Source organism: Neorhizobium vignae (assembly GCF_000732195.1).
Classification (GTDB): domain Bacteria; phylum Pseudomonadota; class Alphaproteobacteria; order Rhizobiales; family Rhizobiaceae; genus Neorhizobium; species Neorhizobium vignae.
The window spans coordinates 68,494-91,228 of sequence record NZ_JNNU01000014.1; the positions used below are offsets into that span (position 1 = coordinate 68,494).

A 22,735-nucleotide genomic window follows, 5' to 3' on the forward strand; every position below is an offset into this window, starting at 1 on the left:
CGATTGTCACGCAAGGGCTGCCCCTGCATTTCCGCGAATCCATTAATTCACTCAAAACCAAGCATGTCTCGCAAAAAGATGCAGCGAGGTCGAGATTTTGGTCTTAATTGCCGATCGTCGCCGGTCGCTGTGTGGGAATGCCACCGAAAGTCGCAACCTCTCAAGCCGCGCTTGAATTAGGACCGTGCGAAAGGCCGGGCGCCGAAAACTTTTCTCCTTTCGGGCCCGTCGCTGCTTGAGGAAGCCCGCCGCTTCGGCGAAAAGGTATTGCCGCGTCTCGATGTCTCACGCGAGATGTCGGCATCGAGGCATTCACCTGGTAGACGCTATTCGATCGTGATCCTTCCACGGTCAGGACCGCCTGATTTTTCGGCAAAGGTAACAGCCCGTGGCAGCCAGCCCATCCGAATTTCTAGAGCAGACAGCTGTTCGGGGCGATAGCCTTGTGGCGCGGGTGCTGAAGAGCGTCGAGACCGTGCTCGGCACCATCGCAGCGCTCATCCTCGCCGTTCTGCTGGTGGTCGTGCTGGTCAGCGTCTGCCTGCGCTATTTCTTCAATACCGGCTTCATCGGCGCCGAAGACGTCGGGATATGGCTGCATGTCGCCCTGATCTCGATCGGTGCCCCGCTCAGCCTCAACAGTGCGCTGGCCATGCGGCTCGATGTTTTCGTGCGTTTGGCTCCCGCCCGGCTGCTGCCGGCGACCCAGGTTCTGGCGGACGTGTTCACCGTACTGGCCGCCATGATCCTGCTCTTCGGCGGTTCCGAAATCATGTCCATGCTCGGCGGCATTTCTCCGACGCTCGGAGTTCCGGAATGGATCCGCTTCGGTTTCCTGGGCGCCGGCGGCGTGCTGATCCTCGTTGTGCTCCTTCTGCAAAGGCTTGCCGAGGGCAGGGCGCTACCGGTGCTGATATCCCTCGCCCTCGGCGCCGCGCTCTATTTCGGGGTTCCCGAAATCTTTATCGATAATGAACTGCCGCCGAGCCTGTTCCTGGCGCTGGTGGCCGCGCTCGGTGTCGTCCTGGCCGCCCCCCTGGCGCATGCTTTCCTCGCGGCAGCCTATGTGGCGATCGCCTTCGGCAGCAGCCTGCCGGAACCGGCGATCGTCTCTTCGACGGTGGCCGGCATGTCGAAATTCCTGCTGCTCGCCATTCCGTTCTTCCTGCTGGCCGGCGGGCTGCTGACCTCTTCCGGCGTCGCCAACCAGCTCGTCCGGTTCGCCGCATCCATGGTCGGCCATCGCCGGGCGGGACTGGCGCAGACGACGCTTCTGACCAGCGTGCTGTTTTCCGGCGCCTCGGGTTCGTCCGTCGCGAATGCCGCCTTCGGCGCCTCGACCTTCCAGCCGGAACTGGTCAGGCACGGTTATCCGCCTGCACAGGCAGGTGCGATCATCGCCGCCACCTCGGTGCTCGACAACGTCATCCCTCCGTCGATCGCTTTCCTGATCCTTGCGACGGCCACCAATCTGTCGGTCGGCTCGCTGCTGGTCGGCGGCTTTTTCGCCGGCGGCCTGATGGCGGTCTGCCTCGCCGTGGCCATCCATCTGTCTGTCAGGGAGCAGGTTGCCTTGCCGCGCGCGTCGGGGCGCGAGCGCCGGCGGGCGGCCATCTCCGCCATTCCCGCCTTCGGTCTCGGCGTCATCGTCGTGGTCGGCATCCGCATCGGCATCGTCACCACCACCGAGGCGGCGGCTCTCGCGGCGCTCTATACGATAATTCTCGCGGTCTGGGGCAAGGTCGGAGCAGGCTCGCTGCTTACCTCGTTCCGACAGGCGGCGACGGAGTCCGCTGCGATCGGTTTGCTGATCGGCACGGCCGGGCCATTTGCCTTCCTGCTCGCCGTCGACAACGTTTCCGGCCTCGTCTCGGAGTTCGTGACGATGCTCGGCGGCAGCCCGCTCGCAGTCCTCATCCTCTCCAACGTCATCCTTCTGGTCGTCGGACTGGTGCTCGATATCGGTGCTGCGATCCTGTTGTTCGGCCCGATCCTGCTGCCGGCCGCCGTCGCGGCGGGCATCGACCCGATCCATTTCGGCGTCATCATTGTCGTCAATCTGATGATCCACGGCCTGACCCCGCCGCTCGGCATGCTGATCTTCGTGGTCAGCGGCGTCACCCGCATTCCCGCGACCGCGCTGTTCAAGGCGGTCGTGCCCTATCTGCTTGCACTTCTGGTTTCCCTGGCGATCCTTTGTGCCTGGGCGATCATCTTCTGATTCTTCCATAATTTCCGGGGACCTTAGACATGGACAACATCAACCGCCGAACCCTTCTGAAGACTGCCGCCGCAACCGGCGCGGCGCTCGCCGCTCCGGTTTTCGTGCGCAGCGCCGCCGCCCGCACGACGACGATCACCACCGCCTCGCTGCTCGGCGACGACAAGCCGGAATCGAAGATCTGGGTGAAGATCGGCGAGGTGGTGGAAGCCAAGCTGCCGGGCCAGTTCAAGTTCAACGTCGTCAAGAACGGCGCGCTCGGCGGTGAGAAGGAAGTGGCGGAAGGCGCCCGCCTCGGTTCCGTGCAGGCAAGCCTTTCGACCGTCTCGTCCCTGTCGGGCTGGGTGCCGGAACTGCAGGTCCTGGATCTGCCCTTCCTCTTCCGCGACGCGGCCCATGTTCGCAAGACGGTGGACGGCAGCGTCGGCACGGAGCTGAAGCAGAAGCTCGCCGCCCAGAATTTCGTGATCGGCGATTTCATCAACTACGGCGCCCGCCATCTCTTGAGCAAGGAACCGGTCACCCGCCCGGAACAGCTGAAGGGCAAGAAGATCCGCGTCATCCAGAGCCCGCTGCACACCAAGCTGTGGAGCGCCTTCGGTACCGCGCCGGTCGGCATTCCGATCACCGAGACCTATAATGCGCTGGCGACCGGCGTCGCGGACGCCATGGACCTCACCAAATCCGCCTATGCCGGCTTCAAGCTTTATGAAGTCGTGCCCTATATGACCGAGACCGGCCATATCTGGGCGTCCGGCGTGATCTATTATTCCGCAAGCTTCTGGAACCAGTTGAACGCCGAGCAGAAGGCGGTATTCCAGGAAGCGTCGAAGCAAGGAGCGGCCTATTTCAACCAGCTCATCGTCGACGACGAGGCGGCATCGGTTGCCGTATCGCTCAAGAATGGCGGCAAGCTCTTGAAGCCGGAAGTCTTCGAAGAATGGCAGAAGGGCGCGCAGGGAGTGTGGCAGGATTTCGCCACAATCTTCGGTGGCATGGACCGGATCAAGGCAATCCAGTCGGCCTGATATCATTGCTCGAAAGTTAAGAAAATTTAATGCGGCACTGCAAAAACAGTGCCGCTTTTGTTTTTTCAGACTAAATTCGGCCGGAATACCTGGATTTTGGCCCTTTCGAAGGCTTTAGCGATTTTAGCGCTGCCTTCTTCCGACCCGAAAGTGAACACATTTTTGTGCACTGCACTAATCGCCCTTGTCACGGTCGTTAGCATGCCTATGTTTGCGGCAGCCGGTGCCTAATTTTTTAGACTCCTGCGTCTCGGGCGTTCGTCCCCCTTCACCTGACCGGTTTTCGGCAGGCCATTCTAGAAGGAGCATACAATGACAATTTCGATCAATAATTTCGCATCCGCCAATGGAGCGAAGTTTTCTCCTCAGCATATTGCCTCAGCCGTCGCCGAAACGCGCCGTTCTGTCGGCTACAGCATCGAAGAGCTTGCCATCACGACCGGCCTCGTCAATGACGAGATCGTTCGCATCGAAAACGGCACCGATGCCGACCCGGCCAAGCTGAAGCGCATCGCTGCGGCACTCAAGGTTCCGGTTACGACCTTCCTGCCTTCCTGATACAAGGTTTTCCGGCCGCTCCGGCGGCCGGACCCTGTTTTCGGCCTTCTTCTCTTTCCCCTTGAAGGCCGTCCTATCCGTCACACAAAGATGTGGTTTTCCCCGTCGACCAGTTCCTTCAGGAATTCCACCACCGTCCTCAGTCGCATCAGGTCGCGTGTCGTTTCATGATAGGTGGTCCAGTAGGACCTCCGGATGACGGTCTCGGGCAGCACGCGCACCAGTTCCGGATATTGCCGCGCCACATAATCGTGCAGGATGCCGATGCCGGCCCCGGAACGCACTGCCTCGGTTTGGCCGATGGCGCTTGAAATCTCGAAGCTCGCATCCCAGTCCCGCATCACCTCGCCTGTGAAGTTCAAGGAAGGCGAGAAGATCAGGTCTTCGACGTAACCAATGCGCGGATGGCTTTTCAGCGCCTCGACCGTTCGCGGCGTTCCTGCCTGATCGAGATAGGTCTTCGAGGCATAGAGACCCAGCGTATAATCGGTCAGTTTCGAAGAGACGAGCCGGCCCTGTTCCGGCCGTTCGATGGTGATGGCGATATCCGCCTCTCGCTGGGAGAGCGAAAAGGATCGCGGCACCGGCACCAGCTGGAGCTTGAGTTCCGGATGCCGGCGCGTCAGCCGCCCGAGCCGCGAGGCAAGGAAGGAGACGCCAAAACCGTCGGGCGCACCGATCCGGACCGTGCCGGCGATCGCCGCGTCGATCCGCCCGGTGCTCGCCTGGGCCGCCAGCATCTCCGTTTCCATCCGCTCGGCCGCCCGGAAGAACACCTCGCCCTCGGCGGTCAGTTCGCAGCCATTGGTCCGGCGGATGAGGAGGCGGGTGCGTAAATCCTCTTCAAGCGCCGTCACCCTTCGTCCGAGCGTCGCATGGTTGACACCGAGCCGCCGCGAGGCAGCCAGGATCTGTCCGGCGCGGGCGACTGCCAGAAACATGCGGACATCATCCCAGTTCATTATTGGTCGTCCTGTTGCTTACTTTGCCCGCATCATGACCGGATCGGCGTCGATCAGCCTGAGAGACTTGACCATGTCCGCCGTGCATTTCTTGTATTTCAGGAAATGCGGCGTCCGGAGGTGGGTTTCGTAAGCCTCCTGGTCCGCATAGACCTCCAGGATGCGGAGTTGCTCAGGCCGTTCCTTTTCAGAGACCGCATGCAACATCAGCACGCCCGGCTCATTCTCCACCGACGCGTTGATTTCCTCGGCAAGCAAGGCCCGATAGGTGTCGATTTGTGCGGGATCGATTTCCAGTTCCGCAATCCTGACGATCTTGCCGGACATCATAACCTCCCTCTTGCTTCAATTTCTGCACAACGGATGCTTATTCCACTCCATTGCTTTGTGCAAATCGAAGTGTAGACTCCCACCACTTACCAAAATGGAGGAGCATACCCATGCGTGAGATCGGGCATTTCATCGGCGGCAAGCATGTCGCCGGCACCAGCGGCCGCGCGGCTGACGTCTTCAATCCGGCAACCGGCGAAGTCCAGGCGAAGGTTTCGCTCGCCAGTGTTTCGGAAATCCGCGCTGCCGTCGAAAACGCCAAGCAGGCCCAGCCGAAATGGGCTGCCACCAACCCGCAGCGCCGCGCCCGCGTGTTCATGAAGTTCGTCGACCTACTCAACCAGAACATGGACGAGCTCGCCGAAATGCTGTCGAAGGAACATGGCAAGACGGTCGAGGATTCCAAGGGCGACGTCATCCGCGGCCTGGAAGTCTGCGAATTCGTGATCGGCATCCCGCACCTGTCGAAGGGCGAGTTTACCGAAGGCGCCGGTCCGCAGATCGACATGTATTCCATGCGCCAGCCTGTCGGCATCGGGGCCGGCATCACCCCGTTCAACTTCCCGGGCATGATCCCGATGTGGATGTTCGCGCCGGCGATCGCCTGCGGCAATGCCTTCATCCTGAAGCCGTCCGAGCGTGACCCGTCCCTGCCGATGCGCCTCGCCGAACTGATGATCGAAGCGGGCCTGCCGGCCGGCATCCTCAACGTCGTCAACGGCGACAAGGCGGCCGTCGATGCGATCCTCACCGATCCCGATATCGGCGCCGTCTCCTTCGTCGGCTCGACCCCGATCGCCCGTTACGTCTATGGAACGGCGGCGATGAACGGCAAGCGCGCCCAGTGCTTCGGCGGCGCCAAGAACCACATGATCATCATGCCGGATGCCGACCTCGATCAGGCCGTCAACGCGCTGATGGGCGCCGGATACGGCTCGGCCGGCGAACGCTGCATGGCGGTTTCGGTCGCCGTTCCGGTCGGTGAGGAAACCGCCAACCGTCTCGTCGAAAAGCTGATCCCGAAGATCGAGTCCCTGCGTATCGGTCCCTACACGGACGACAAGGCGGACATGGGCCCGGTCGTCACCAAGGAAGCGCATGCCCGTATCAACGGCCTGATCGACCGTGGCGTCGAGGAAGGCGCCAAGCTCATGGTCGACGGCCGCGGCTTCAAGCTGCAGGGTTACGAGAACGGCTATTTCGTCGGCGGCACGCTGTTCGACCACGTCACGCCCGAGATGGATATCTACAAGCAGGAAATCTTCGGCCCGGTCCTCTCGGTCGTTCGCGCCCATAACTATGAGGAAGCGCTGTCGCTGCCGATGAAGCACGAATACGGCAACGGCGTTGCAATCTTCACCCGCGACGGCGATGCCGCCCGTGACTTTGCCAGCCGCATCAATATCGGCATGATCGGCATCAACGTGCCTATCCCGGTTCCGCTCGCCTATCACTCGTTCGGCGGCTGGAAGGCTTCAAGCTTCGGCGATCTCAACCAGCACGGCACGGATTCGATCAAGTTCTGGACCAAGACCAAGACGATCACCGCCCGCTGGCCGTCCGGCATCAAGGACGGTGCCGAATTCGTCATGCCGACGATGAAGTAAATCCGCAATCAGCACAGAGCATCCGGCGGGCCTCTTCGGAGGCCCGTTTTGTTTTCGGCGACCGAAAACCTGATTACGTGTCGCGCGAACAATTGAAATGACATATCCAGGCCTTACAATCATGTGGGGAATCGGGCAGGCAGCCGTCTCGGCGGCGGCAAGGGGATATGACATCATGGCAATGGCAGAGACGGCGCCTCGGGCGGCGGAAGCACAGTCTTTTGAACGGGCATCCTTCACCGGCAGCGCCAGCGAATATTTCGGCATCTGGATCGTCAACGTTCTGCTGACCATCGTCACCCTCGGCATCTATTCGGCCTGGGCGAAGGTGCGGCGCATGCGATATTTCTACGGCAACACGGTCATTCTCGATCGCGCCTTCGAGTATCACGCGACCGGAAAGCAGATCTTCATCGGCCGGCTGATCGTCATCGCGTTCCTGATCGTGCTCAACATCGGCACGGCGATCTTTCCGCCGATCGGCATCGTAACCCCGATCGTGATTCTGATCGCCCTTCCGTGGCTCACCAAGCGCAGCCTGCGCTTCAACGCCCGGGTGACGAGCTATCGCAACGTGCGTTTCGATTTCGTCGGCACGGCAGGCGGCGCCTTCGTCGCTATTATGCTAGGCAGCTTGGTAGCCTTCATTTCCTTCGGCATCCTGGCGCCGCTTGCGAGCCGCTGGACCTGGCGATACCTCTTCAACAACCTGCGTTACGGCGACCGGCCGTTTTCCAGCGACCCGCAGCTTGGCCGGCTTTATGGCGTCTGGGTCCTGCCGGCATTGATCGTATTCCTGGGCAGCATCGTCTTCGGTGTCATTGCCTTCGTCGTGATCATCGGTGCTGCGGCCGTCATGCGCGACAGCGCCGAATTGACGAGCGCGCAGATGACCGTGCTGAGCATCGCCGGGCTCTATGCCGGGATCTTCATCTATTTCATCCTCTACGGTATTGCCGGTCTCTTCTATCGGGCGGGTGTGCGCAACGTCGCCTGGTCGGCGGCGGAGCTTGACGGTCGCCATCAGCTGGTCAGCGATATCTCCCGGCTGCGTTATGCCTGGATCGCGATCAGCAATGTGATCGTCACCGTGCTGACGCTCGGACTGATGCGCCCCTGGGCGGCGGTCCGGATGGCGCGGTATGTAAACGAACACACCGGCATCCGCATCAATGGCGATCCGGGCGAAATTCTCTCCTCGATCGAGGCGAGCGGTGCTGCGATCAGCGCGGAATACATGGATATGGAAGGGTTCGACTTTGGCTTCTGACGGAGCGGTCATCGCCAAAGGCGAATGGCATCCGGCCAATTCCAGCCGCGCGATCGGGGCCGTCCTGCGCGACGACGGCATCCTCCTCGTGGCAGCGGAAGAGGAGCGGGTCCTCGCTTCGGCCGTGCCGGAGCGGGCCGAGATCAGTCCGCGGGTCGGCTCGATCCCGCGGCGGGTGAGCTTTCCGGACGGATCCGTGTTCGAGACGCGCGACAACGATGGGATCGACACCTATCTGCGCGACAAGCGCGGCGCCCGCAGCGGCTGGATCCATCGGCTGGAGCAGTTCCACCCGCGGCTGATCCTGATGACGCTCGCCGTCATCCTCCTTGCCACCACGATCTACCGCTTCGCCGTCCCCGTTCTCGTAGAAGTCGCGGTCCTGGTGACGCCGCCCTTCGTGCCGGAACTGATCGGCTCCGGCACGCTTGCATCCCTCGATCGGACGATCCTGAAACCGTCCGAATTGCCGGAAGGCGAGCGGCAAGCGATCTCCGAGGGCTTCTCGAAACTCGCCGTCCATTCGAAGGGCGGGCAAAAGGCCTATCAGCTTTATTTTCGGGATGGCGGGGTGATCGGCCCTAACGCCTTCGCACTTCCGAACGGTAACCTGATTCTAACCGATGATCTGGTGAAGCTCGCCAATGGCGACCGGGAAATGGTCCTTGGCGTGCTCGGCCACGAGATCGCTCATGTCGAAGGCGAACACAGCCTGCGGCAGCTTTACCGCGCCGCGGGCGTCGCCGCGCTCGTCATGCTCATTGCCGGCGATGTCGGCTCGGGCGTCGAGGACATCCTCACGCAGGGCGGCGCACTGGTGGCGCTGTCCTATTCCCGCGCCGCGGAAGCGGAGGCGGACCGCCGGTCTGTCGAGCTGATGCGGGCGGCCGGCTATGACCCGGCAGCACTAGCCCGCTTCTTCGCGGTCCTCGAAGACAGGCTGGGAGATCATGAAGACGCAAGCATTCTCTCGAGCCATCCGGGCACCCCGCAACGTCAGCAGGACATCCGCAACTACGCCGCCGAGCTCGAAGGTCGGCCTCGGGCAAGGTAGCCGTGATCGATAGCCACCATTGACGTATCCGCAGACTATTCTAATTTAGCGCGCGGAGTAGGAGTGGGATGTATGTCCATGGTGTACGAGTGGGATGTGAAGCGTGCCCGCCGCGCGTATCTGGCGAAGATCGGCCTTAGCCTCCTGGCTGCAATGGTGATGGTTGCTGTCCCGACCTGGGTGGCGATCGCGATGACCAGTTGATCTGAGCCGAAACTTTTCCGGCGAGCCGCCGCGGATCGGAATGGCGATCTGAGGCTGCGGGAAATCGATCCATAATGCGCCGGCCCGTCCTCTCGGCGGGCTGCCAAAGCAAGGTCTTCCCTGGAGCGCCCGCCCAGGTGTCTGTCTATGCCCCCGATCCAGCTTGAACCTCGGCCTTCCGGGTCTCCGTTTGTGTGGACGAACAATTCGCCGCTTGAATTCCGCGCCGATGAAGGCAAGCTGGCGCAGCGCGAAACTTGATGACAATTTTCTTATTTTGGAATTGTTCAAAACTAGCGGAGCCTTTATATAGGGTGGGTACCAGTCTCGGGAGACCAGCATGCGCTTGACCAAACAGACGAATTACGCAGTACGGATGCTGATGTATTGTGCCGCCAACGAAGGCCACCTCAGCCGCATCCCCGAGATTGCAAGAGCATACGGCGTTTCCGAACTCTTTCTCTTCAAGATCCTTCAGCCGCTCAACAAGGCCGGTCTGGTGGAGACCGTGCGCGGTCGCAATGGTGGCGTAAGGCTTGGCCGCGCCGCTGACCGCATCACTCTTTTCGATGTCATCAAGGTGACTGAAGACAGCTTTGCCATGGCAGAGTGCTTCGAAGAGGGAGTCGCGGAATGCCCGCTTGTTGACAGCTGCGGCCTGAACGCCGCGCTTCGCAAGGCGCTCAACGCGTTCTTCGACGTGCTCGCGCAATACACGATCGACGACCTCGTCAAGGCGCGTCCGCAGATCAATTTCCTGTTGGGCATCGATATGCTGCATCTGCCGAAGACCCTCCCGAAGGTCATCGCGCCGGCCGCTTGATCCTGCCATTCACGCTTATCGAAGGCGCCGCCGTTGAGGCCGGCGCCTTTTTGCTATCCGCATATGCGGCAGAAGAGGTTGACCTCTCGCCCATTTGCAATAGAAGGGGACCAGGCGTTTTACTGGCTTTTGTCAGTTTTCCATCCTGTGGCGCCTTCAGGATTAAGCCATGCCCCTTTCGGAATTGCGCACCTTCGCGCTGACTGCGCTGATCGGCACTGCCGGTGCGCTGATCGCAATTCTCATAGCTTTTCCAGCTCCTTACCTCATCGGTCCGGCAATCGCGATCACCATTGCCGGGCTCGCCGGGCTGAACCTGGCGGTGCCGGCGCAGGTCCGCAACGCCTGTTTCATCATCGTCGGCGTGTCGATGGGGGCGACCGTGACGCCGGAGGTGATCGTGGCGGCGCGCACTTGGCCGCTGAGTTTCGTCATGGTGCTCGTGGCGGTGGTGATCCTGCTTTATGTGAGCTCCTGGGTGCTGCAGCGGTTCTTCCACTATGACCGGATCACCGCGCTGCTCGCCTCCTCCCCCGGCCACCTGAGCTATGTGCTGAGCCTCGCTGCCGAAACCCGCTGCGACCTGCGCGCCGTCAGTGTTGGCCAGAGCGTGCGCGTGCTGGCGCTGACCATCACAGTTCCCCTGATCGTCGAAATCTTCGATCTCGTCGGCACAGATCCCGTTCTGGTTCCGCTGGCGATGAACACGCCCGTTCTGGTCGCCATGCTCGTGGTCTCGGCGCTGTTCGGCCTGCTGTTCATGCGTTGGAATTTTCCGGCAGCACTGCTGCTCGGCGGTGTCGTGGTGTCGATCGCCACGCACGTGACAGGGTTCATCAGCGGCGGCGTTCCGAATTGGCTGCTCGTCCCAACCTACGTCATCCTCGGCTCGGTCATCGGCACGCGCTTCTGTGGCGTATCGATCAGCGAATTGCGCACCGCCTTCGTGGCCGGCGGTGTGGTGACGGTGGTCGTCATCGTGCTTGCAGCGGCGATTGCCGGCGGCGTTTCCTATCTGACCGGCGTGCCGCTCGATGCGGCACTGATCGCTTTTGCGCCGGGTGGGCTGGAAACCATGTCGGCGATGGCGGTCATGCTGCATGCCGACCCCGCCTATGTCGGCGCCCACCACGTGTTGCGGCTGATGTTCCTGTCGGTACTGATGCCAATCGTGCTCGGCAAGGACGCCCGGCAGCGGTAATCGTCAGTTGACGAGGCGCACCGAGGTGATCTCGGAACCGGTTCCACCGGCAGCTCCCGTATAGGGTTCGATCTTCCAGTTGGACGAGTTCATGATCATGGTATTGACCACCAGCGTGATGAGGTTCGTCTGGTTCGTCGTCGAATTGTAGGTGACGTCGCGGTTTGGAAGATGGATCACTCCCTTGAGAGTTTCCCCATTGGAACCGTTGAAGATGTATTGCTGCTTGCGGGCATTGTTGGCGGCATCGCTGGTCTTTTCAAACATTAGGATGCCCTTGTAGGTGCCGCTGGTCGGCGCCGATGCGGTGAAGCTCAAGCTGCCATTGGCGCGGATTTCGCTGTCGGTGTCGGGAAAATAGAAGGTCACGCCCTCCGCGACGACCGTCGAACCGGAGTTGATGATCATCCGGCCCTTGATGATATGGAGGCCGGGTTTGAACGTGATCTTCGGCGATCCGTTGAAGGTGGTGCCGCAATGGACGCCGGGAGCCATTTCCTGCACGGCTCCGTCCTTTGTGCCGCTGGTAGTGCAGGTGGAGGAGACGGCCGGCTCGGCAATGCTGCCGGCATAGGGATCTCCGGAAACCTTGCATCCCGGCTTCAGGTTGCTGAGCGTTCCGCCGTTCTTGATATACTGGGTGCCGGCAACGCAGAAGCTGGTCGTATCGATCGTCGCCCCGCTGTTCATGATGAAGGCCGGGTTCTGGGTCGAACTGACTTCCACGCCGCATTTCTCCGACTGCACATTGGCGCCCGAATTGATCAGAACCGCCTGCGATGCATTGCCGAGCACATAGATGCATGCGCCTGAAGGCTTCGGATTCCTGTTCGCGATGGCGGTGGACCGGACCTTGACGTCGATGGTGTGGATACCGATCAGGCCGAGGAAATTGGTGGGGACAGCTTGGGCATAGGTACCCGTCAGGCTACCGTCGGTATTCGCGGCGACGATAAGCGCGCTGTCGAGGTCGGTGTCTTCGGGAACCGTATCGGTGAGAAAGCGTAGTGCTTCCCGGCGCTGACTGGCGATATCAGGTTTTGCCACGGCGCTGAGCACGGCCGCATCGAGCGCACCCTGCAGCCGGCCGCGTTCGAACGTGGCCTGGGCGAAATCGATCGCGCCACCGGCGGTGGTCACGAGGACCGGCAACGCCAGAGCAGTCGCTATCGCAAAATTGCCGCCCGTATCGCGCAGGATATGATAAACGCGAAGCGCGATAATATTGATGAGTCGCCGCATGATCGTTGATCTCATTGGATTGGAGAACGGAATTCGCTTGAAGATGAGTCTTTATCGCATTTCCTCTAAGGTTCTCGTAAGAAAATTGGAAAATCCGCGGTTAACCCGAGTTTCCCAATTCGCCCCTGTCGCCTGCTGAACGCGTTATCAATGGAAGTCAGTTATGCCCGCAATCGAAATCACGCTCCCTCTCGCAGTCGTCGTCATGGGTGTCAGCGGATCGGGGAAGACATCGGTGGGCGAGCACCTCGCCGCGCGTCTCGGCTGTGCGTTCGTGGAGGGCGACCGTCTGCATCCGGAGGCGAACGTCGCCAAGATGGCGAAAGGGATTCCGCTGACCGACGACGACCGTTGGCCATGGCTCGATCTGATTGGCAACGAACTGGCCAGGGCGAGGGGGCGGGGCGAAAGCGTGGTGGTATCGTGCTCGGCCCTGAAACAGACCTATCGGGACCGGCTACGGCGCGAGAGCGGCGGCACGCTCTATTTTGTCTTCCTCACCGGCGACCCCAAGGTACTTGAGCAACGGATGGGCGCGCGTACCGGCCATTTCATGCCGGCGTCACTGCTTCAGAGCCAGCTTGCAACCCTGGAAAGCCCGGAGCATGAGGCCGGCGTGGTAACGGTCGACATCGACGCAAGTGTCGATACCATTGTCGGCAAGGCTTTCGATGGTATTGCCACGCTCGCCGGAGCATAGATAATAGGATTTAAGCTCCAGTTTTCTCCGATGTTCTGTCTTGTGCATCGGCGTGGAAAGTATTCTAAAAATTACCGGCCTTCGTGATCCGATGCTCTTCGGGCGTCGTATAAACAAACAGTTTGTGTTCAAGCAATTCTGCTCTCGGCCACCGGAAAATTCACCGGCAACGAAGGGCAGCGGTTGGCAGGTGTTTGAGGAGACGGTTTGCGGATGCCAGATTCGACGCAAGTACCGGGGCGGGGATCGCTTCGCCGGGTGCCGAAACAGGAGCGGAGCCGCGAGCGCATCGATGAGATCCTGAAAGTATCCATGGACCTGATCGGCCAGAAGGGCATCGACGCGGTGACCATGAAGGAGATAGCCGCCCTGTCCGGCGGGCCTATCGCATCGGTCTATCAGTATTTCCCGAACAAGTCCGCGATCATCGCCACGCTCTACGAGAGTTACGCCGAAGAGGTTCGTACCCTGGTGACGGAGCAGATCGGAAAGATCACCACGGCAGAAGAAGCTTTGCAGGCACCGGCCGAACTTTTCGATCTGTACTACTACAATATGCGGGAAAGGCCCGCGACCCAGGATCTGCTGAATGCCATCCAGGCCGACAAGGCGCTTGCGGACCTCGATATCGCCGAGACCCGCTTCCAGGCCGACGTATTTTACAAGGCGACCGAACCTTTCGTGGAACAGCCTCTGCGGGAAAGTTATGCGCAGACGCTCCTGGTGATGTTTCACATGGCCGGCGCCACCCTGCGGTTGGCTCTCATGGTTCCGGAAGACGAAGCCGCCGGAATCGTGACGCAGTTCAAGTCCATTGTTCGGGCGCAGGCGACCTACTACCTTACAGGCAGTTTCCCGGCGTCGCTCTGATCTCCGGGTCAGACACCAAGCCGGTCGCGCAACCCATACCACCATGCGCCGAGCACCGTCAGCGGTACCCGGAAGGTGCGGCCGCCGGGGAAGGGCAGGTTGGGGAGCGACGACCAGATGTCGAAGCGTTCCGCATGGCCGGCGACCGCCTCGCCGAGGATTTTGCCGAGCAGATGAGTGGTGGTCACCCCGTGCCCGCTGTCGCCATGCGAGAAATAGACCTTGTCCGATAGTTTTCCCATATGCGGGATACGCGTCAGGGTAAGCGCGAAATTGCCGCTCCAGGCATAATCGATCTTCGCGTCCTTCAATTGCGGAAACGTCTTCAGCATGTTGGGGCGGATGACCCCTGTAAGGTCGCTCGGATCATGGCCGCCGTAACCGATGCCGCCGCCATAGAGCAGCCGGTTGTCCGCGGTGCGCCTGTAGTAGTCGAGGATGTAATTGGCGTCCTCGACGCAATGATTGGCCGGCAGCAGGCTTTCGATTAGCGCGGCGTCGAGCGGTTCCGTCGCCATCACCTGGCTGGAAACCGGCATCATCCGGCCGCTGATCTCCGGAAACTGCGGAGAGAGATAGGCATTGCCGCAGACCAGCACGTAGGAGGTCTTCACCGAACCCCTTTCGGTCCGCACCACCGGTCTTTCGCCCATGTCGAGGCCGGTCACGCGCGAGGCTTCGAAGATGCGTCCGCCAAGGCTTTCGAACGCAGCGGCTTCCCCAAGCACCAGATTGAGCGGGTGGATATGGCCGCCGAGCCTGTCGATCATGCCGCCGGCATAGCGGTCGGTCTTCACGTACCGTCCGACCTCGGCCTTCGAGACCATCTCCAGCCCGCCGTGGCCGTATCGTTCCCAATCGGCCTTGTGATACTCCATTTCGCGGATCTGCTTGTTCGTGAAGGCCGCGAAGAAGCCGCCATGCACCAGATCGCAGTCGATCCCGTATTTCGCGACGCGGCTGCGGATGATCTCGCCGCCTTCGAGCGACATCGCCCCGAGCTTCACCGCCTTGTCGCGGCCATAACGGCCGGCGATGGTTTCGAGGTCGCGGCTGTAGCCGTTGACGATCTGACCGCCATTGCGGCCCGAGGCGCCGAAGCCGATGCGCTCCGCCTCCAGCACCACGACCGAATAACCGCGTTCGGCAAGTTCGAGCGCCGCGGAAATGCCGGTGAACCCGGCGCCGACGACGCAGACATCCGCTTCTATCGCACCTTCGAGGGCAGGGCGGGCACGCTTGTCCTTGGCGGAGGCCGCGTACCACGAATTCGTGTGGCGAGGATTGTCGCTCGTCTTGAAGGCCATCTCACACCGTCCGAATATAGGCCCGTCGGTCACGCCCGACAGCCCTTGCCGCCTGCTGGCCAGCCCATTCCTTATGTAAGCTAGGCGTTGAAACGCTCCGGGCGATAGGCCGAGATATCGATCAAAGGCTTCTGCCCCGTGATGGCTTCGGCGATGACCTGCCCGGTGACCGGTCCAAGCGTCAGGCCGTGATGCGCGTGGCCGAAGGCAAACCACAGGCCGTCATGCCGAGGCGCCTTGCCGATCACGGGCATCATGTCCGGCGTGCAGGGGCGGGCGCCCATCCATGGCTCGCTGTCGAGCCGCTCCGCCAGCGGGAAGATGCTGCGCGCCACTGCTTCGGCACGATCCAGCTGAACAGGCGTCTTCGGCGCGTCGCGACGGGCGAATTCAGCCCCTGTGGTCAGGCGAATGCCCTGGTTCATCGGCGCAAGGAAATAGCCGCGCTCCGCATCCATGGTCCAACCGTTGAGCTTGGCATTGCCCTTGGCCGCATAGTGCATGTGGTAGCCGCGCTTGACGCCGACCAGGAAATTGTAACCGAGCGGTTTCGTCACCGTATCGGACCAGGGGCCGAGCGCCACCACCACGTCCTTGGCTTCCACCGTGCCATCGCCGGCGACGATCCGCCAGCCGGTCTTGGTTTGCGACAGGCTCTTGGCATCGCCCTTCAGCACGCGGCCGCCGAGCTTTTCGAACAGCGCCACATAGGCGCGCGTCAGCGCCAGCGGGTCCTTGACCGACCATGGGTCTTCCCAGCGCAGGCCGCCGACGAAATCGGTGGAAAGATTGGGCTCCTGTTCGGCGATATCGGCAGGCGAAAGCTCCTTGAAGGCGACGCCGTATTCCTTGCGGAGCCGTTCGGCCTCGCCGATCTCGCCGTCATGCTTGGCGCGGGTGCGGAACACCTCCGTCCAGCCGTTTTTGGCGATCAGATCCTGGGCCCCGGCTTCCTCGATCAGCTCGTTGTGGGTCGCGATCGAGTGCTCGATCAGCGGTGCGTAGGCGCGCGCGATCAGCTGGTGGCGGGTCAGGTTCGAATGCCACCAGTATTTCGCCAGAAACGACGTGACCGATGGGATCGCCCGCCAGTGGAAATGCGCATCGATACGGTTGTTCATGGCATAACGCAGGATCAGGCCGAACTGCTGGGGAAAGCCGTAGGGGACGACGCCCTCGCGCTGGATCAGCCCGGCATTGCCGTAGGATGTCTCCATGCCGGGTTCTTTCCGGTCGACGAGAACCACCGATTTGCCGCGCCGGGCAAGCTGCAATGCCGTCGAAACGCCGACAATGCCGGCTCCCAGCACGATCGCATCTGCTGTCATGATCTGAATTCCATTTCCCAAGTCTTTTATAGTTCGAGGATTTCAAACATGCCGCCCGGAATGCTGCGGCGCAAATGAAAAATCGCGATTGTTTATATGGAATCCCTATTTCTTCGCATGGCCCCTCCAATCGAAAGCCTATGGGGCCGTCGCTACCTTCCGGATCGTGCATCGGTTTAGATGCCGGCTCCGCGCGAACAATGCCGCGGGCCAATCCCAACAAGGAGTGACTGAAATGTTTGGTCGTTTGGGGAACGTTTACTCCCTGCATCTTGCTGAAGCCAAGGCCCAGCAATGCCGGCTGTCGCAGCCAGATCGCCCGGTCGATGCGAATGTCGGGGTCTTCCTGAGGCTCCTCGGCGTCATCGGTCTCGGCCTCTGCGCCGCCGGCCTCGTTTCCATGATGGTGGCTTGAGGAGAAACACGATGAGCAAGGCAATGTTGAAAAGCAAATCTCCCTCGCGTGGCGTGCGTTTCACGGTCGGCCGCGATGCCGGCGGCCGCTGGATCGTCTCCGACCGGGAAGGTCTCATCGGCGGCCTCTTCACCGACCGGGCGTCGGCGGTGCATTTCGCGATGTTCGAAAGCGATCATGAGCCCGGCGCCGTCTGCTGCGTCCCGGAAGATGTGACCTTGAGCCTCGGATCGATTTTCGAGACCCCGGTCAGTCGCTCTCCGGCGAAAAGCTCCCACATGAAGATCGCGGGACGGGCGTGAGGAGAATGCCGATGTCCAGGGCCATCTACTATATGCGTGGGAATGTCTATCCGCGCTCCCGCCCTTTCGGGAAGTCAGACCGTCTGCGCGCTTCGAACATCATCCTCGGCATGCTCGCAGTCATGCTGGTGATGCTCGTCACCGCCTACGTGATAACCTTTGCGGCCGCTTCCTGAGAATAGCCGCCGCCGGAGCGAGCGAAATTCCTATAGGATTTTTATTTCTTTCCTCTGCGCTCCGTCTCGAACCCCTATGCGGTCGCGCCGCATATTAGCGTCAGAGAGATCGCAAAAGATCATCTCCAAGCCGGAAAGCAACAAGGTGCCGTCTTTCATGGATGGCACCCTTTGTCTTGTCCGGCCTCGCCTTAACAACAGGAGTCCAGATCAATGTTGGACGTCATTCTACTCGGCACCGCCGTCGTCTTTTTCGGCCTCTGCTTTGCCTATACCCGCGCCTGCGACAGGCTTTGAAGGGAGAAGTTCCGATGATCCTCGATTATGTCCTGAGCGGTGCCGTGACCGTGTTCCTCACCGTCTACCTCACATACGCTCTCATTCGTCCCGAACGCTTCTGAAAAGAACGCTTTTGAAGAGAACCGGCGCCTTTCGTCAGCTGCCGGGTATTGAAAGTTAACCCCAAATGACCCTCAACGGATGGCTTCAGATCCTGCTTTATTGCGGGATCATCATCGCGCTCGTCAAACCGCTCGGCGGTTACATGACGCGTGTCTTTTCAGGCGAGCGCACCTTTCTGTCACCTGTCCTCGTTCCGATCGAACGGGGACTTTATGCCGTGGCCGGCACCAGCGAGCGCGAAGACCAGCATTGGACCGCCTATGCATTCTCGCTGCTGATGTTCAACCTGTTCGGCGTCATCGTGCTCTATGCGATGATGCGCCTGCAGGCCGGCCTGCCCTATAATCCGGCCGGCATGGCCGCCGTTCCGCCGGAGCTTTCCTTCAACACCGCCGTCAGCTTCGTCAGCAATACCAACTGGCAGAACTACGGTGGCGAAAGCACCATGTCCTATCTCACCCAGATGATGGGCCTTAACGTGCAGAACTTCGTGTCTGCCGCGACCGGCATGGCGATCGCCGTCGGCCTGATCCGCGCCTTCTCGCGCGCGTCCGGCAAGGCGATCGGCAATTTCTGGGTCGATATGACTCGCGCCACGCTCTACATCCTGCTGCCGATCTGCATCGTGCTGACGCTGGTCTACGTCTATCTCGGCGTGCCGCAGACGCTTGGGCCTTATGTCGAGGCGACGACGCTGGAAGGCGCCAAGCAGACCATCGCGCTCGGCCCGGTCGCCTCGCAGCTTGCCATCAAGATGCTCGGCACCAATGGCGGCGGCTTCTTCAACGCCAACTCCGCCCATCCGTTCGAAAATCCGAATGCGATATCCAACCTCATCCAGATGCTGTCGATCTTCGCGATCGGTGCGGGTTTCACCAACGTCTTCGGCCGCATGGTCGGCAACCAGCGCCAGGGCTGGGCGATCCTCGCCTCGATGGGCGTCCTGTTCGTCGTCGGTGTCGGCATCACCTACTGGGCGGAAGCTTCCGGCAATCCTCTCATGCACCAGCTCGGTCTTGCCGGCGGCAACATGGAAGGCAAGGAAGTCCGCTTCGGCGTCGCCATGTCCTCGCTGTTTGCGGTGATCACCACGGCGGCCTCCTGCGGCGCGGTCAATGCCATGCATGGTTCGTTCACCGCGCTCGGCGGCCTGATCCCGCTGATCAACATGCAGCTCGGCGAAGTCATCGTCGGCGGCGTCGGCGCGGGCTTCTACGGCATCATCCTCTTCATTATCGTCGCAGTTTTCGTGGCCGGGCTTATGGTCGGTCGGACGCCAGAATATCTCGGCAAGAAGATCGAGGCGAAGGAGATGAAGATGGCCGTGCTTGCCATCCTCTGCCTGCCGCTTGCCATGCTGGTCTTCACGGCCATCGCCGCGGTCCTGCCGTCCGCCGTCGCCTCGATCGGCACCGCCGGCCCGCACGGCTTCTCCGAAATCCTTTATGCCTATACGTCGGCCGCGGCCAACAACGGCTCGGCTTTCGGCGGACTGACCGGCAACACGCCCTGGTACAACGTGACGCTCGGGATCGGCATGCTGATGGGCCGGTTCCTGGTCATCATCCCGGCACTTGCAATTGCAGGCTCGCTGGTCGCCAAGAAGACGGTTCCGGCGTCGGCCGGCACCTTCCCGACCGACGGCCCTCTCTTCGTCGGCCTGCTGGTCGGCACGATCCTGATCGTCGGCGGCCTCACCTTCATGCCCGCTCTGGCGCTCGGCCCGGTCGTCGAACACCTGGTCATGATCGCCGGCCAGACCTTCTGAGGTAGTGAGGGAGCTATGCCATGAGCATCCGCAAAGCCCTCCGCAGACAGTCCACCCTTGCCTCGCAGAAACGAGGCAAGGGTGAGCAGAGCCCCTACGGCTCCTATGCAATTTTTATCATGACGGCGGTCATTCTTGCCGTTGTCCTCGTGATCGAAGTCTTGCGCGGCTGATCGAACCGTCGTCGCCTCGTTTGACAAGGCAACTCATTTTCAAAGCTGGAGTCTCTTATGAGCCAGGCAAAATCCGCGAGTATCATGGATAGTCGCATCCTCATTCCGGCCGTGGGAGCCGCTTTCAAGAAGCTCAACCCGCGGACGCTCTCCAAGAACCCCGTCATGTTCGTCGTGGCCACGGTCTCGGTCCTCACAACCGTGCTTTTCCTGCGCGATCTCGCGGCCGGCAACGGCAATCTCGGCTTCTCCTTCCAGATCAACGTCTGGCTGTGGTTCACCGTGCTGTTCGCCAACTTCGCCGAAGCGGTCGCCGAAGGCCGCGGCAAGGCGCAGGCGGATTCGCTGCGCAAGGCCCGCACCGAAACCCAAGCCAAGCTGCTCTCGGGCAGCGACCGCACCCAGTACAAGATGGTCGCCGGCACCAGCCTCAAGGTCGGCGACGTCGTGCTCGTCGAACCCGGCGACATCATTCCCTCCGATGGCGAAGTCATCGAGGGTGTCGCCTCGGTCAACGAAGCCGCGATCACCGGTGAATCCGCCCCGGTCATCCGCGAATCCGGCGGCGACCGCTCGGCCGTGACCGGCGGCACGCAGGTGCTATCCGACTGGATCCGTGTCCGCATCACGGCCGCTGCCGGCTCGACCTTCCTTGACCGGATGATCTCGCTCGTTGAAGGCGCCGAGCGCCAGAAGACGCCGAACGAGATTGCGCTCAACATCCTGCTCGCCGGCATGACGCTGATCTTCGTGCTCGCCACCGCAACGATCCCGAGCTTTGCGATCTATGCCGGCGGCTCGATCCCGATCATCATCCTCGTCGCCCTGTTCGTGACGCTGATCCCGACCACGATCGGCGCGCTGCTCTCGGCAATCGGCATCGCCGGCATGGACCGTCTCGTCCGCTTCAACGTGCTCGCCATGTCCGGCCGCGCGGTGGAAGCTGCCGGCGACGTCGATACGCTCCTCCTCGACAAGACCGGCACGATCACGCTCGGCAACCGCCAGGCCACCTCGTTCCGCCCGGTTCGCGGCGTCTCCGAACAGGATCTCGCCGATGCGGCCCAGCTCGCCTCGCTGGCCGACGAAACGCCGGAAGGCCGTTCCATCGTCGTGCTCGCCAAGGAGAAATACGCCATCCGCGGCCGCGACATGGCGAGCCTCAAGGCGACCTTCGTCCCCTTCACCGCCCAGACCCGCATGAGCGGCGTCGATCTTGAAGGCTCCCAGATCCGCAAGGGCGCGGTCGATGCAGTCCTCGCCTATGTCGGCTCGGGCACGATGCCGGTCTCCGGCAATGCGGCAATCGCCGTCAGCCCGCAATCCGATATCGTGCGCGAGCTCCAGGCGATCGCCGACGAAATCGCCAAGGCCGGCGGCACGCCACTCGCCGTTGCCCGTGACGGCAAGCTGCTCGGCGTCGTCCAGCTGAAGGACATCGTCAAGGGCGGCATCCGCGAGCGGTTCTCGGAACTGCGCCGCATGGGCATCCGCACCGTGATGATCACCGGCGACAACCCAATGACCGCGGCGGCGATTGCCGCCGAAGCCGGCGTCGACGACTTCCTCGCCCAGGCGACCCCAGAGAACAAGCTGACGCTGATCCGCGAGGAACAGGCCAAAGGCAAGCTCGTCGCCATGTGCGGCGACGGCACCAACGACGCCCCGGCGCTTGCCCAGGCCGATGTCGGCGTCGCCATGAACACCGGTACGGTCGCTGCCCGTGAGGCCGGCAACATGGTCGACCTCGACTCGGACCCGACCAAGCTCATCGAGATCGTCGAGATCGGCAAGCAGCTCCTCATGACCCGCGGCGCGCTGACCACCTTCTCGATCGCCAACGACATAGCCAAATATTTCGCCATCATCCCGGCGATGTTCCTGACCTTCTATCCGCAGCTCGGCGTGCTCAACATCATGGGGCTGGCCACGCCGCAAAGCGCCATCCTGTCGGCGATCATCTTCAACGCGCTGATCATCGTCGTGCTGATCCCGCTGTCGCTGAAGGGCGTCAAATACCGCGCCATCGGTGCTGGCGCGCTGCTGTCCCGCAACCTGCTCGTCTATGGTCTCGGCGGTATCATCGTCCCCTTCATCGGCATCAAGGCGATCGACATGATCATCACCGCGATCGGTCTCGCTTAATCTTTTCGCGTTTCTTCACGCGAACCGGCATCCACTTCGCTTGAAAACGCTTTTCGGAGAAATGACAATGTTCAAGCAACTTCGTCCCGCGATCGTCATGATCGTCGCCACTACGGCCATTACCGGCCTGATCTACCCCTTCGCCATGACCGGCATCGCGCAAGCCGTCTTCCCCACCCAGGCGAACGGCAGTCTGATCGAGAAGGAGGGAACCGTTGTCGGCTCGGCCCTGATCGGCCAGGCCTTTACCGGCGACCAGTATTTCCACGGCCGCCCGTCTGCCGCCGGCGACGGTTACAATGCCGCCTCGTCCTCCGGCTCCAACCTCGGCCCGACCAGCGCCAAGCTGATAGACCGGGTCAAGGCGGACTACGAGGCCGCCAAGGCCACCAACCCGAGCGCGGACGTGCCGATCGACCTCGTCACCGCATCCGGCAGCGGCCTCGACCCGCATGTCTCGCCGGAAGCTGCCCTCTTCCAGGTGCCGCGCGTCGCCAAGGCTCGGCAAATGGACGAGGCCGCGGTCCGCGCGCTCGTCGAGGCCCATGTCGAAGGTCCCGAACTCGGTTTCCTCGGCGAACCTGTGGTCAATGTTCTGGCGCTCAACATGGCGCTTGACGGCGCCCGTTCTTAAATTGAAATGGCGGCG

General features: G+C 61.6%; 24 protein-coding genes and 1 pseudogene. 20 read left to right on the top strand and 5 right to left on the bottom strand.

What is annotated here, in order from left to right; translation table 11 throughout:
* Positions 1–207 precede the first annotated feature (207 nt).
* The 4 genes and pseudogenes from GQ59_RS33135 to GQ59_RS22505 all read left to right on the top strand — a co-directional run.
* Positions 208–323: pseudogene (locus GQ59_RS33135) on the top strand (alkanesulfonate monooxygenase); the annotation flags it as partial.
* Between the two features lie 122 nt (positions 324–445).
* Complete coding sequence (locus tag GQ59_RS22495; protein WP_244448029.1) at positions 446–2,221, top strand: TRAP transporter large permease; 1,776 nt, start codon at positions 446–448, stop codon at positions 2,219–2,221.
* A gap of 29 nt (positions 2,222–2,250) precedes the next feature.
* A complete protein-coding gene (locus tag GQ59_RS22500) occupies positions 2,251–3,249 on the top strand; it encodes a TRAP transporter substrate-binding protein (RefSeq protein WP_037085308.1) in 999 nt (332 codons plus the stop codon).
* Between the two features lie 312 nt (positions 3,250–3,561).
* Entirely contained in the window at positions 3,562–3,807 is a 246-nt protein-coding gene (locus GQ59_RS22505; protein ID WP_007769053.1) for a helix-turn-helix domain-containing protein, read from the top strand.
* Positions 3,808–3,887: 80 nt separating this feature from the next.
* Here the strand turns inward: GQ59_RS22505 and GQ59_RS22510 are convergent, their stop codons facing one another.
* Both GQ59_RS22510 and GQ59_RS22515 read right to left on the bottom strand, forming a co-directional pair.
* Positions 3,888–4,769, bottom strand: coding sequence for a LysR family transcriptional regulator (locus GQ59_RS22510; protein WP_037085310.1), 882 nt, complete (start codon positions 4,767–4,769; stop codon positions 3,888–3,890).
* A gap of 18 nt (positions 4,770–4,787) precedes the next feature.
* The gene (locus tag GQ59_RS22515) at positions 4,788–5,096 is read right to left on the bottom strand and encodes a putative quinol monooxygenase (RefSeq protein ID WP_037085312.1); all 309 of its coding nucleotides are present in this window, start codon (positions 5,094–5,096) and stop codon (positions 4,788–4,790) included.
* A gap of 113 nt (positions 5,097–5,209) precedes the next feature.
* Here GQ59_RS22515 and GQ59_RS22520 point away from each other — a divergent pair, with 113 nt between their 5' ends.
* The 6 genes from GQ59_RS22520 to GQ59_RS22540 all read left to right on the top strand — a co-directional run bounded on the left by GQ59_RS22520 (position 5,210) and on the right by GQ59_RS22540 (position 11,258).
* Positions 5,210–6,706 (top strand): CoA-acylating methylmalonate-semialdehyde dehydrogenase, encoded by a 1,497-nt coding sequence (locus GQ59_RS22520; protein WP_037085314.1) that lies wholly within the window; start codon positions 5,210–5,212, stop codon positions 6,704–6,706.
* Between the two features lie 175 nt (positions 6,707–6,881).
* Entirely contained in the window at positions 6,882–7,976 is a 1,095-nt protein-coding gene (locus GQ59_RS22525; protein WP_152564424.1) for a YjgN family protein, read from the top strand.
* On the top strand, positions 7,966–9,030 hold the full coding sequence (locus tag GQ59_RS22530; protein ID WP_037085316.1) for a M48 family metallopeptidase: 1,065 nt from the start codon (positions 7,966–7,968) through the stop codon (positions 9,028–9,030). Before GQ59_RS22525 ends, GQ59_RS22530 begins: the two co-directional genes overlap by 11 nt.
* A gap of 78 nt (positions 9,031–9,108) precedes the next feature.
* Entirely contained in the window at positions 9,109–9,234 is a 126-nt protein-coding gene (locus GQ59_RS33345) for a hypothetical protein (RefSeq protein ID WP_280114057.1), read from the top strand.
* Positions 9,235–9,574: 340 nt separating this feature from the next.
* Complete coding sequence (gene rirA / locus GQ59_RS22535; protein WP_037085318.1) at positions 9,575–10,057, top strand: iron-responsive transcriptional regulator RirA; 483 nt, start codon at positions 9,575–9,577, stop codon at positions 10,055–10,057.
* A gap of 169 nt (positions 10,058–10,226) precedes the next feature.
* The gene (locus GQ59_RS22540; protein ID WP_037085320.1) at positions 10,227–11,258 is read left to right on the top strand and encodes an AbrB family transcriptional regulator; all 1,032 of its coding nucleotides are present in this window, start codon (positions 10,227–10,229) and stop codon (positions 11,256–11,258) included.
* Between the two features lie 3 nt (positions 11,259–11,261).
* Here GQ59_RS22540 and GQ59_RS22545 read toward each other — a convergent pair whose 3' ends face one another.
* Entirely contained in the window at positions 11,262–12,500 is a 1,239-nt protein-coding gene (locus GQ59_RS22545) for a TadE/TadG family type IV pilus assembly protein (RefSeq protein WP_037085323.1), read from the bottom strand.
* 163 nt (positions 12,501–12,663) lie between these two features.
* Here GQ59_RS22545 and GQ59_RS22550 point away from each other — a divergent pair, with 163 nt between their 5' ends.
* Positions 12,664–13,200, top strand: a complete 537-nt coding sequence (locus tag GQ59_RS22550) for a gluconokinase (RefSeq protein ID WP_037085326.1) — start codon at positions 12,664–12,666, stop codon at positions 13,198–13,200.
* A gap of 213 nt (positions 13,201–13,413) precedes the next feature.
* Positions 13,414–14,070 (top strand): TetR/AcrR family transcriptional regulator, encoded by a 657-nt coding sequence (locus GQ59_RS22555; RefSeq protein ID WP_037085328.1) that lies wholly within the window; start codon positions 13,414–13,416, stop codon positions 14,068–14,070.
* A gap of 8 nt (positions 14,071–14,078) precedes the next feature.
* Here the strand turns inward: GQ59_RS22555 and GQ59_RS22560 are convergent, their stop codons facing one another.
* Together GQ59_RS22560 and GQ59_RS22565 are read right to left on the bottom strand one after the other, a co-directional pair.
* Positions 14,079–15,377 (bottom strand): NAD(P)/FAD-dependent oxidoreductase, encoded by a 1,299-nt coding sequence (locus tag GQ59_RS22560; protein ID WP_037085331.1) that lies wholly within the window; start codon positions 15,375–15,377, stop codon positions 14,079–14,081.
* A gap of 80 nt (positions 15,378–15,457) precedes the next feature.
* A complete protein-coding gene (locus GQ59_RS22565; protein ID WP_037085334.1) occupies positions 15,458–16,705 on the bottom strand; it encodes an NAD(P)/FAD-dependent oxidoreductase in 1,248 nt (415 codons plus the stop codon).
* Positions 16,706–16,940: 235 nt separating this feature from the next.
* Here GQ59_RS22565 and GQ59_RS22570 point away from each other — a divergent pair, with 235 nt between their 5' ends.
* The 8 genes from GQ59_RS22570 to kdpC all read left to right on the top strand — a co-directional run bounded on the left by GQ59_RS22570 (position 16,941) and on the right by kdpC (position 22,720).
* Positions 16,941–17,120 (top strand): hypothetical protein, encoded by a 180-nt coding sequence (locus tag GQ59_RS22570; RefSeq protein ID WP_037085337.1) that lies wholly within the window; start codon positions 16,941–16,943, stop codon positions 17,118–17,120.
* 11 nt (positions 17,121–17,131) lie between these two features.
* Positions 17,132–17,422 carry a hypothetical protein gene (locus GQ59_RS22575; RefSeq protein WP_037085340.1) on the top strand — a complete coding sequence of 97 codons (291 nt, stop codon included), beginning with the start codon at positions 17,132–17,134 and terminating at the stop codon, positions 17,420–17,422.
* 11 nt (positions 17,423–17,433) lie between these two features.
* Positions 17,434–17,598 (top strand): hypothetical protein, encoded by a 165-nt coding sequence (locus GQ59_RS32395; protein WP_156376360.1) that lies wholly within the window; start codon positions 17,434–17,436, stop codon positions 17,596–17,598.
* Between the two features lie 311 nt (positions 17,599–17,909).
* Positions 17,910–17,999 (top strand): K(+)-transporting ATPase subunit F, encoded by a 90-nt coding sequence (locus GQ59_RS22580; RefSeq protein WP_007760774.1) that lies wholly within the window; start codon positions 17,910–17,912, stop codon positions 17,997–17,999.
* Between the two features lie 65 nt (positions 18,000–18,064).
* Positions 18,065–19,768, top strand: a complete 1,704-nt coding sequence (gene kdpA, locus GQ59_RS22585; protein ID WP_037085343.1) for a potassium-transporting ATPase subunit KdpA — start codon at positions 18,065–18,067, stop codon at positions 19,766–19,768.
* 20 nt (positions 19,769–19,788) lie between these two features.
* On the top strand, positions 19,789–19,941 hold the full coding sequence (locus tag GQ59_RS32400; RefSeq protein ID WP_155414613.1) for a hypothetical protein: 153 nt from the start codon (positions 19,789–19,791) through the stop codon (positions 19,939–19,941).
* 57 nt (positions 19,942–19,998) lie between these two features.
* Positions 19,999–22,086 carry a potassium-transporting ATPase subunit KdpB gene (gene kdpB / locus GQ59_RS22590; RefSeq protein WP_037085346.1) on the top strand — a complete coding sequence of 696 codons (2,088 nt, stop codon included), beginning with the start codon at positions 19,999–20,001 and terminating at the stop codon, positions 22,084–22,086.
* Between the two features lie 67 nt (positions 22,087–22,153).
* Complete coding sequence (kdpC, locus tag GQ59_RS22595; RefSeq protein WP_037085349.1) at positions 22,154–22,720, top strand: potassium-transporting ATPase subunit KdpC; 567 nt, start codon at positions 22,154–22,156, stop codon at positions 22,718–22,720.
* Positions 22,721–22,735 lie beyond the last annotated feature (15 nt).

Coding starts and splice junctions, on each gene's coding strand:
- GQ59_RS22555 (WP_037085328.1), top strand. CDS start 13,414: ATGCCAGATTCGACGCAAGTACCGGGGCGGGGATCGCTTCGCCGGGTG.
- GQ59_RS22510 (WP_037085310.1), bottom strand. CDS start 4,769: ATGAACTGGGATGATGTCCGCATGTTTCTGGCAGTCGCCCGCGCCGGA.
- GQ59_RS22525 (WP_152564424.1), top strand. CDS start 6,882: ATGGCAATGGCAGAGACGGCGCCTCGGGCGGCGGAAGCACAGTCTTTT.
- GQ59_RS32395 (WP_156376360.1), top strand. CDS start 17,434: ATGTCCAGGGCCATCTACTATATGCGTGGGAATGTCTATCCGCGCTCC.
- GQ59_RS22515 (WP_037085312.1), bottom strand. CDS start 5,096: ATGTCCGGCAAGATCGTCAGGATTGCGGAACTGGAAATCGATCCCGCA.
- GQ59_RS22540 (WP_037085320.1), top strand. CDS start 10,227: ATGCCCCTTTCGGAATTGCGCACCTTCGCGCTGACTGCGCTGATCGGC.
- GQ59_RS22505 (WP_007769053.1), top strand. CDS start 3,562: ATGACAATTTCGATCAATAATTTCGCATCCGCCAATGGAGCGAAGTTT.
- GQ59_RS33345 (WP_280114057.1), top strand. CDS start 9,109: ATGGTGTACGAGTGGGATGTGAAGCGTGCCCGCCGCGCGTATCTGGCG.
- kdpC (WP_037085349.1), top strand. CDS start 22,154: ATGTTCAAGCAACTTCGTCCCGCGATCGTCATGATCGTCGCCACTACG.
- GQ59_RS22560 (WP_037085331.1), bottom strand. CDS start 15,377: ATGGCCTTCAAGACGAGCGACAATCCTCGCCACACGAATTCGTGGTAC.
- kdpA (WP_037085343.1), top strand. CDS start 18,065: ATGACCCTCAACGGATGGCTTCAGATCCTGCTTTATTGCGGGATCATC.
- GQ59_RS22565 (WP_037085334.1), bottom strand. CDS start 16,705: ATGACAGCAGATGCGATCGTGCTGGGAGCCGGCATTGTCGGCGTTTCG.
- GQ59_RS22550 (WP_037085326.1), top strand. CDS start 12,664: ATGCCCGCAATCGAAATCACGCTCCCTCTCGCAGTCGTCGTCATGGGT.
- kdpB (WP_037085346.1), top strand. CDS start 19,999: ATGAGCCAGGCAAAATCCGCGAGTATCATGGATAGTCGCATCCTCATT.
- GQ59_RS22570 (WP_037085337.1), top strand. CDS start 16,941: ATGTTTGGTCGTTTGGGGAACGTTTACTCCCTGCATCTTGCTGAAGCC.
- GQ59_RS22575 (WP_037085340.1), top strand. CDS start 17,132: ATGAGCAAGGCAATGTTGAAAAGCAAATCTCCCTCGCGTGGCGTGCGT.
- GQ59_RS22500 (WP_037085308.1), top strand. CDS start 2,251: ATGGACAACATCAACCGCCGAACCCTTCTGAAGACTGCCGCCGCAACC.
- GQ59_RS22580 (WP_007760774.1), top strand. CDS start 17,910: ATGATCCTCGATTATGTCCTGAGCGGTGCCGTGACCGTGTTCCTCACC.
- GQ59_RS22545 (WP_037085323.1), bottom strand. CDS start 12,500: ATGCGGCGACTCATCAATATTATCGCGCTTCGCGTTTATCATATCCTG.
- GQ59_RS32400 (WP_155414613.1), top strand. CDS start 19,789: ATGAGCATCCGCAAAGCCCTCCGCAGACAGTCCACCCTTGCCTCGCAG.
- rirA (WP_037085318.1), top strand. CDS start 9,575: ATGCGCTTGACCAAACAGACGAATTACGCAGTACGGATGCTGATGTAT.
- GQ59_RS22520 (WP_037085314.1), top strand. CDS start 5,210: ATGCGTGAGATCGGGCATTTCATCGGCGGCAAGCATGTCGCCGGCACC.